This window comes from Nakamurella lactea DSM 19367 (assembly GCF_000426645.1).
Lineage (GTDB): Bacteria > Actinomycetota > Actinomycetes > Mycobacteriales > Nakamurellaceae > Nakamurella > Nakamurella lactea.
On sequence record NZ_AUFT01000011.1, the window covers coordinates 204,910 to 213,333 of the forward strand.

Sequence of the window (8,424 nt, forward strand, 5' to 3'; positions counted from 1 at the left end):
GGCAACCCGGATCGATCCGCCCAGCCCGCTGGCTGGCCGACCCGGGGTGCAGCTAGGTGGACAACCCGTCTGCGGCGGCACGCGGATCTGCGACGATCAGGGCGTGACCACGGCCCCGCGACCCGAGCAACGGCGGGTGGCGCTGCACCGGGAGTTGCTGCGCCGCGGCCGGGTCCGGGCCTCGATCGAGTGGCGGGACGCGCGCGACCGGCTGATCGCTTCGGACCCCGGGCTCAGCCAGCTGCGGCTGGCCATCAGGGTACTGGTGGCGATCGGCACCATCCTGGCGTTGGAGTTGCTGCTGGCCAGGGTGTTGGGCGTGTCGGCCACCCTGCCGATGTTGATCGGCGCGGTGATCGCGATGGTCACCTCGTCCGGGATCAGGGAGAACACCAGGACCAGGACGCTGACCGCCGTCGCGCCGGTGCTGCCGGCCGCCGCGATCGGCGTCACCCTGTCGGTGCTGACCGTCGACAGCCGGCCGCTCTCGGTGATCGGATTCGTGCTGCTGTCGTTCCTGGCCGTCTGGGTGCGCCGGTTCGGCGGCGCCTGGATCACCTACGGGCTGGTCTGCTGGCAGGCGTATTTCTTCGTGCAGTTCCTGCACCCGCCCCGCTCGGCGTTGCCGGAGATCCTGGCGGCCGTCACCGTCGCGGCGGTCTGGGTGACGATCGTGCTCAGCACCCTGCTCTACGAGGACCCGGCCGCCCGGCTGCGGCGCACCGTCACCGCGCTGCGCGCCCGGGTGCGCTCGGCGGTCTCGGCGTGCCTGGATGTGCTGGACGACCCGGACGACGCCGGAGCAGTGCGGCGGCTGCGCGGCCACCTGGTGCGGGTGTCGGAGGTGGCGCTGCTGTTCGACGGGCAGCTGTCCGAGGCCAGAGCGATCCCGCCCGGAGCCACACCCACGGCGCTGCGGCAGTGGGTGGTCGAGGTGGAGATCGGGATGGACGAACTGGTCCGGGTGGTGCGCCGGCTGGTCGACCCGCAGACCGGGGTGCCGGCCGCGGATCTGGCCGAGGTTCGTCCGCTGCTGAAGGCACTCGGCTGGGGCGACAGCGATGCCGCAACGGCGCTGTCCCGGACGGTGGCCGCCCGGGCGGACCTGCACCCGGCGGTCCGCCGGGTCGGCGCGGTGGCCGGTTACCTGGTCGCCACCATCGGTCGGTGGTCGTCCGGAGACCTGTTGCACGACAACAACAACGGGTCTGACGACGATCACGGCAGCGATGGCGATGACGATGACGTCGACGATGACGAAAACTCGGCCGGCACCGACGGCGCCGACGGTGCCGGAGGCGAGGGCGGTGCCGGCGCCGGTGACGGCGCGGGAGGTGAGGGCGGTGCCGGCGCGGTAGATGATCGCCACCGGAGGAGTTCGGACGACGGGTTCGAACCGGTGATCATCCTGCGAGCCGGCAAACTTCCCGGCACCGCGGCGGTCGCCGCCGAGGCCGTCGGCAGCGAATCCGCCCCCTGGTGGTCGCCGACCGGCCTCCGGCTGACCACCCGGCAGGCGATCCAGGCGGCGATCGCCGCGGGTCTGGCCGTCGTGGTCGGGCACCTGGTGTCACCGCAGCGCTACTACTGGGCGGTAATCGCGGCGTTCATCGCCTTCACCGGGACCGCGACCGCCAGTGAGACGGTTCGGCGCAGCATCGGCCGGGTTGTCGGCACCACCGCCGGCCTGGTCGCTGCGGTACTGCTGGCGAACGTCACCGCCGGGCACACCGTGCTCGTCTTCGTCGTGTTGCTGGTGAGTCTGGGGCTGGCCTGGTACCTGATCGCGATCAGCTACAGCGCGATGATCTTCATGATCACGGTTGCGCTCGGTCAGTTGTACGCGCTGCTGCACACGTTCTCCGACCAGGTGCTGGTGCTGCGGCTGCAGGAGACCGTTGTCGGTGCGGTGATCGGTGGCCTGGTCGGCGCCCTCGTGCTGCCAGCCAGTGCGCTGCGCACCCTGCGGGTGGCCCGACGTCAGCTGTTGGAGACGTTGGCCGACCTGCTGGACGGATGTGCCGAGTCGATTCGGACCGGTACGCCGGCAGGCTTGCTACTCACCAGGTCCGTCGCGCTGGACGCGGATGCCCGACAGGTGACGCAGGCGGTGCAATCGCTGATCCGCGGCCGGTTCTTCGGCTCCGATCGCGCCGGTCTGCGGCGTCGGGTTGCGGTGCTGGGCTCGGCCGCGGCCGCCGGCCGGCGGATCGCGGTGTCGCTCACCAGGGGTTTCCCGGCCGACGAGGCCGGCGCCGCCGCACTCACCGAGCTGGCGGCCGAGGCCCGCCGACTGGCCGAGCTGCCGCGGTTGGAGGATCCGCCGGTCGGCGATCAGGACAGCATTGCCGACCGGGTGGCCGCCCTGCTCGATCCCGGACAACCCGGTCGGACCACCGGCACCCCGGGCGACCCGGCCAGCGACACCGACCGGGTCCCCCGCGCCATCCGCCGGCTGGCCGACACGCTGACCCTGCTCACCCCGCGCGGCAACTCCGGCCGCTGAGCACCGCTGTCTATGCCCTGCGATCAGCCGCCGGCGGCTTCGGTGGTCGCCACCCGCCGCTGGGCGAGCTCGTCGTCCAACCGCAGCAGCCCCGGGCCGTCGTCGTCGACCAGTTCGATCCGGCCAACGATCTCGCTGACGGTCGATTCTTCCTCGATCTGCTCGGACAGGAACCAGTTGAGCAGCGGTCGGGAGTCGTAGTCGGCGGCCTTCTCCGCCTTGCCGACCAGGTCGCGGATCGCCGCCGATACTTTCTGCTCGTGCTGGTAGGCGGCCTGGAAGCAGTCCAGTACCGAGTTGATCTCGAGCTTCGGCGCCGGAATTGCGCCGATCGCGGGATGATTGTCGCGATCGGCGAGGTGATCGATGAACTTGTTCGCGTGCACGATCTCCTCGTCGGCCTGATGCCGCAGCCAGGCGGCCATCCCGGGCAGATCGCGGATCTCCATCTCGATCGCCAACTGGCGGTAGACCATGGAAGCTGCAAATTCGAGGGTGATTTGGTCGTTGAAGGCCTTTTCCAAGGGTGCACTCAGTTTCATGTCATGAGATTGCCACTCGGGAGCGATCGGCGCCACCGCCCCGACCGGCTCACTGCACCTTCAGCTCGCCCATCTCGTCCCAGCCGTCACCGTCCACTTGCCGGCTGACGATCTTCGGCGTCGCGGCCAGCGCCGGCAGCAACTCCTGCATGGCCTTCTTGAAGTGATCACTGTTCACATGCGGACCCGCACCGTCGTCGGTGAACGCCTCGACCAGTACGAACTCGTGCGGGTCGGTGACGCTGCGGGACCACTCGAACCACAGGTTGCCGGGCTCGGCGCGGGTGGCCTCGGTGAAGTCGTGCACCAGGTCCAGCCAGCGGTCGGTGTATTCGGGCCTGGTCGGAAACTTCACCACGATGAGATACATCTTGCTGCCTCCGGTTCGATCCGTGGTCGGTGTTCGTTCCATTCGGTCGGTGCACCAGCGATGGTGAGGGACGGGTGTTCCTTCGTCAACACCGGGGCACTATGAACGCCCTCAGCAACGAGGTCCGGACCAGCACGTCCGTCATCCGGCGGTCACCAGCCCGGTCAGGCGACCCGAGGCAATACTTTGGGTAGCAACGATTTTGGTCAGGTTCAGGGTGGCAACGCCCGCGGTGTCGGGGGCCGACGCGCCGAGCGCGTAGACGGTGAATCGGTAGTGGTGGGTCCCGCTGGGCGGGCAGGGCGGGGTCCAACCGGCATGACCTGCGGAGTTCGTCAGCGCGGTGGCGCCGACCGGCGGGGTGGCGCCGTTCAGTTGATCGACCGCAGCCGGGATCCCGAGCAACGCCCAGTGCACAAAGGTGCCGCCCGGGGCATCGGGGTCGTCGACCACCAGCGCCAGCGAGGTGGCCGCCGGCGGCACGCCCGACCAACGCAGCGGCGGCGGCTGTCCCGCGCCACGGCAGGTGTTCGCCGCCGGAATCTCGGCGCCGTCGGCGAAAGCCGTACTGCTGACGGCGATGACGCCGGTGCCGGCCTGCGGTCCCGCGCTCGGCGCACCGCCTGCGGTGTCGGTGGCGCCGCCGCAACCGGCTGCTGCCAACAGCGCCAGCACCGCGAGCGGGCCCAGTGCGCGAGGGCTGACGGTCGTCATTCCCGAACGGCCGTCGAGTCGGCAGTAGGCCCCGACAGTTCCCCCGCCGGCCGGCCCGGACCCGGCACTCCGGCGAACGCCTGGATGATCGTCAGCCACTTCCGCGCGTCCGCACCGACGGCGGACACCCTCAGGTCGGCCCGGTGCCGGCGCTGGGTGGCAAGCAGGCAGAAATCCAGTGCAGGGCCACTGATCTGCTGCTCCGAAGCAGCATCACCCCACTCCCAGGTATCCCCGTCCGGCCCGGTCAGCACCAGGTGGAACTGCTCCGCCGGCGGCGTCAACCGACGCAGTTGGTAGTTGAAATCCCTGGCCCGGTAAGCGATGTGCGCGACGTTGCGCAGCCGCCGGGTGTTCGTCGGCGGCAGCCCGAGAGTGTCGCGGATGTCCAGTCCATGCGCCCAGGTCTCCATCAGCCGGGCGGTGGCCATCGACATCGCGCTCATCGGCGGCCCGTACCACGGCAGTTTCACGCCCCGCGGGACCGCGGGCAACGCCGCGGCAACGGCCGATCGGCCGGTTCGCCATTGCGCCAGCAACTCATCGGGCGGGCCGGCGGCGCCGGCCGCCGCACCGGCATCGACGTAGCCGGTCGGGTCCGCCTGTGCCTGCTCAAGAACGGGCCGGAAGGCGTCCGGCCCGGCAACGGCCAGCAACGTCACCTGGTCGGTCCAGGCGAGGTGGGCGATCTGGTGCGCGATGGTCCAGCCGGTGGCCGGAGTCGGCAGCCGCCAGGTGTCTTCGTCGAGGTCGGCGACGATCGCATCCAACTCGGCGGACTCGGCGGCCAGATCCTCGAACACCGACGGGGGTTGGTTCATCGTCACATCATGCGCCGGTCGGCGGCCCGCGTCAGGCGCCTGGTCGAGGGCGGCTTCCTGGATAGGATCGCCCGATGCCCTATCTGCTGATCGCGCTGGCCGCGCTCGGGGCGATCATCGTTGCTTCGGTGTTCTCCAGGCGGACCGGCCTGGCCGCTCCGTTGTTGTTGGTGCTGATCGGCATCGGCGGTTCCTATCTGCCGGGGGTGCCGCACATCGAGGTGGAGCCCGAACTGGTGTTGGCCGGTGTCCTGCCGCCCTTGCTGTACGCCTCATCGGTCCGGCTGCCGGGGATCGACTTCCGGCGGAACGTGAAGATGATCGCCTGGCTGTCGATCGTGCTCGTGGTGGTCTCGGCCCTCGCCGTCGGACTGATCGTGCACCTGATCTTTCCGCAGATCTCCTTCCCGCTGGCCGTGGCGCTCGGCGCCGTCGTCAGCCCGACCGATGCAGTTGCCGCGACCGCGATCGGCAAGCGACTCGGACTCCCGCACCGGTTGATGACCGTCCTCGAGGGCGAGTCGTTGGTGAACGACGCCTCTGCGCTGGTGGTGCTACGGACAGCGGTCGCCGCCACCGCCGGAGCTTTCAGCCTCTGGCATGCCGTCGGCGAATTCGTCCTGGCCGTGGTGATCGCGGCAGCGGTCGGGTTCGTCGTGGGTTGGCTGACGGTGTTGTTGCGGGCAAAGCTCGACGATCCCGTGCTCAATTCCGCCGTATCGTTCACCGTCCCGTTCATCGCCTACTTCCCGACCGAGGAGCTGAACGCCTCCGGTGTGCTGGCCGTGGTGGTGGCCGGTCTTGTCACCGGAAATGCCGGGGTCAAACGCTTCTCGGCCCGCGACCGGCAGACCGAGTCGACCAACTGGGCGACCATCAGCTTTGTTCTGGAGAGCGGCCTGTTCCTGTTGATGGGCCTGCAGCTACCGGGATTGGTGCGCTCGCTCGACGAGGGATCGTCGCCGGGAATGGTGGCCGGCGCCACCGGGGTGACGCTCGTCGTCATCATCGTGCTGCGCGCTGTCTGGGTGGCCTTTCCGCAACTGCTCGCCCGCGGCCGGCCGGCCAAGTCGGCGCGGATACGCGAACAACTCGACCAGGTCAGTGAACGGATCGACCAGGCCGACCCGGAGACCGACCGCGAACAGAACCGGTTGGACTGGATGCGCCGCCGTGTTGCTCGCGGCAACGCGGATGTCGATTTCCTTGATGCCCAGCCGATTACCCGGCGAGGTTCGCTGGTGCTGGGCTGGGCCGGGATGCGCGGCGCGATCACCGTGGCGGCCGCGCAGACCATCCCGGAGGACGTCCCGCTCCGGTCGACGGCGGTGCTGATCGCCTTCATCGTCGCGGTGATCACCCTGATCGGATTCGGCGGCACCCTGCCCTGGGTGATCCGCAAGCTCGATCTTGAGGAGGTGTCGGCCCACGACAAGCGGGCCGAGGTGACCTCGCTGATGCGATCGATGCTGGACACCGTCACCGAAGCGCTCGGGCCGATCGCCGAACAGACCGTCGACGGCGAGCCGATCGACCCGGAGATCGCCGACCGGATGGTCAATCGGCTGGCGCCGATGTTCGCCGAACCTCCCGACCCGGCCCTGCAGCCATCGCCGGCCCATCGGCAGCAGGCGCAGGTGCTGATGCGGCGCTATCTGGACGCGATGCGTGATGCGCTGCAGGCCGAGCAGTCGATCGGCGCCTATCGCACCGAGACGTTCACCCAGGTGCGGAAGCTGTTGGACAGCATGGAATACCGGCTGGACGGCGGCTGACGGACGTGAGGTGAACCTCCGGCCCGCGCAGTCCTTGGCCGGAATCCGGCCGACTGGCTGCTAACGTTTGCAGCAATAGTCAGTCGTGGTTTGCGCTCGGATCGACCTCGCGTGCTGCTGTCCTGACCTGCGACCCGCCTACCTCAACCAGGGAGCTGCCGTGGCTGTCACATTGGCGGAAGTGGCGGCGGCCTGCCGGGTTTCGATATCCACTGTTTCCCGGGCGCTGAGCGACCCGGACAAGGTGAACCCACAGACCAGGGCGCGGATCGAACGCATCGCGCAGCAACTCGGCTACGCACCGAGCCGGGCCGCCAGGTCGCTGGTGTCCGGTCGGACCGACGCCATCGGGCTACTGGTCCCGGACATCGCGAACCCGTTCTTCCCACCGATCATGAAGTCCGTGCTGTCGCGCGCCAGGGACAAGGGCTATGCGGTCCTGCTGGCCGATTCCGACGAGCATGCGGCCGACGAGTCGGAGTTGGCCCGCGATCTCGGGCGTCAGGCCGACGGGCTGGTGATCGCGTCTCCGCGCACCGGAGAGACGGAACTGGCCGAACTGGCCGCGCAGTTCCCGGTGGTGTTCGTCAACCGCGAGGTCGCCAAGGCCGAGAACGTCGTGATCGACGAGACCGAAGGCATCCGCGAGGCGGTCGAACACCTGGTGGCGCTCGGTCATCGGCAGATCTGTTACCTGGCCGGACCGCGGCGGTCCTGGTCGAACCAGCAGCGCCGGACTGCACTGGCCCGGGCCTGTACCGAACTCGGCATCGAGCTGACCGAATTGGGCCCCTTCGAACCGCAGATTCAAGCGGGCCTGCGGGCGGCGGACCTGGCTCACTCCGGCGGTGCCACAGCGGTGATCGCCTACGACGATCTGATCGCGCTGGGCATGATGGCCCGGCTCACCGAACGCGGTATGCAGGCCGGCCGGGAGATCAGTGTGATCGGTATCGACGACAGCCCGATGTCGGCCGTCGCCCACCCGATGCTGACCTCGATCCACGTGCCGGCCGCGGAACTCGGGTCGGCAGCGGTGGATCTCTTGCTGGCCAGGTTGCGCAGCGGGGAGAGCTCAGCGCCGGCCAGAACTGTTCGGCTGGAGACCCGGCTGGTGATCAGAGGATCGACCGGCCCGGCACCCGTCGATCGCCGATAGCGGCGGGCTGACGGCCGATCCAGCACAGCTGAGCCTGACCGGCGGTGGTATCCGGTGACTCGAGATGGACCGAGAGGTGACTCAAGGGCACTGTCGGTGCTGGGTTCTAGGGTCGTTGGTATGGGTAGGGCCTGGGGCGTGGACACGGTGGGGGAGCTCGATGAGCTGCTCGCCTCCGGTGTTGCGGTGGTTGCGGGTTTGCGGGATTTGCCGTGGTGGCGGTTGGGTGAGGATCGGTTGTTGTCGGCGACGCAGCAGGTGGAGGCGTTGCTGCGGAGCGCTTTTGGTGTGCAGGTGCGGTTGGCGGCGGAGTTGGAGGACCGGGGGGTCGCGAAGTCGCATGCGGTGTCCTCGACATCGAAGCTGCTCAGCCAGTTGTTGTCGATCACGCCGGGGGAGGCGCGGGGCCGGGTGCTGGCCGCGCAGAGCATTCTGGCGCCGGAGGCCACGGCGGAAGAGGTGGCGTCCTCGGCGACGGATCCGGATGTGGGGGCGGCGGCGGTGTTGCCGGAGTTGGCGGCGGCGATCGCGGCCGGC

7 protein-coding genes and 1 pseudogene are annotated in these 8,424 nt (G+C 69.3%); 4 read left to right on the forward strand and 4 right to left on the reverse strand.

Annotated features, from left to right (window positions below; translation table 11 throughout):
• Positions 1-103 precede the first annotated feature (103 nt).
• Positions 104-2,506 (forward strand): FUSC family protein, encoded by a 2,403-nt coding sequence (locus K340_RS0112920; RefSeq protein WP_154674234.1) that lies wholly within the window; start codon positions 104-106, stop codon positions 2,504-2,506.
• Between the two features lie 23 nt (positions 2,507-2,529).
• Here the strand turns inward: K340_RS0112920 and K340_RS0112925 are convergent, their stop codons facing one another.
• The 4 genes from K340_RS0112925 to K340_RS0112940 form a co-directional block, all read right to left on the reverse strand.
• Entirely contained in the window at positions 2,530-3,048 is a 519-nt protein-coding gene (locus K340_RS0112925; RefSeq protein WP_029137022.1) for a ferritin, read from the reverse strand.
• A gap of 49 nt (positions 3,049-3,097) precedes the next feature.
• Complete coding sequence (locus K340_RS0112930) at positions 3,098-3,418, reverse strand: putative quinol monooxygenase (protein WP_029137023.1); 321 nt, start codon at positions 3,416-3,418, stop codon at positions 3,098-3,100.
• 141 nt (positions 3,419-3,559) lie between these two features.
• On the reverse strand, positions 3,560-4,132 hold the full coding sequence (locus K340_RS0112935) for a YbhB/YbcL family Raf kinase inhibitor-like protein (protein ID WP_029137024.1): 573 nt from the start codon (positions 4,130-4,132) through the stop codon (positions 3,560-3,562).
• Positions 4,129-4,953, reverse strand: coding sequence for a TIGR03084 family metal-binding protein (locus K340_RS0112940; RefSeq protein ID WP_029137025.1), 825 nt, complete (start codon positions 4,951-4,953; stop codon positions 4,129-4,131). Before K340_RS0112940 ends, K340_RS0112935 begins: the two co-directional genes overlap by 4 nt.
• Positions 4,954-5,027: 74 nt before the next feature.
• Here K340_RS0112940 and K340_RS0112945 point away from each other — a divergent pair, with 74 nt between their 5' ends.
• The 3 genes and pseudogenes from K340_RS0112945 to K340_RS37675 all read left to right on the forward strand — a co-directional run.
• The gene (locus K340_RS0112945; protein ID WP_029137026.1) at positions 5,028-6,728 is read left to right on the forward strand and encodes a cation:proton antiporter; all 1,701 of its coding nucleotides are present in this window, start codon (positions 5,028-5,030) and stop codon (positions 6,726-6,728) included.
• Positions 6,729-6,888: 160 nt separating this feature from the next.
• Entirely contained in the window at positions 6,889-7,887 is a 999-nt protein-coding gene (locus K340_RS0112950; RefSeq protein WP_037364450.1) for a LacI family DNA-binding transcriptional regulator, read from the forward strand.
• A 120-nt stretch (positions 7,888-8,007) separates the two neighbouring features.
• A pseudogene (locus K340_RS37675) lies at positions 8,008-8,424 on the forward strand (hypothetical protein); the annotation flags it as partial.

Bases quoted from the DNA above. Each gene is read 5' to 3' on its own strand.
- K340_RS0112925 (WP_029137022.1), bottom strand. From the start codon at position 3,048: ATGAAACTGAGTGCACCCTTGGAAAAGGCCTTCAACGACCAAATCACC.
- K340_RS0112930 (WP_029137023.1), bottom strand. From the start codon at position 3,418: ATGTATCTCATCGTGGTGAAGTTTCCGACCAGGCCCGAATACACCGAC.
- K340_RS0112935 (WP_029137024.1), bottom strand. From the start codon at position 4,132: ATGACGACCGTCAGCCCTCGCGCACTGGGCCCGCTCGCGGTGCTGGCG.
- K340_RS0112940 (WP_029137025.1), bottom strand. From the start codon at position 4,953: ATGAACCAACCCCCGTCGGTGTTCGAGGATCTGGCCGCCGAGTCCGCC.
- K340_RS0112945 (WP_029137026.1), top strand. From the start codon at position 5,028: ATGCCCTATCTGCTGATCGCGCTGGCCGCGCTCGGGGCGATCATCGTT.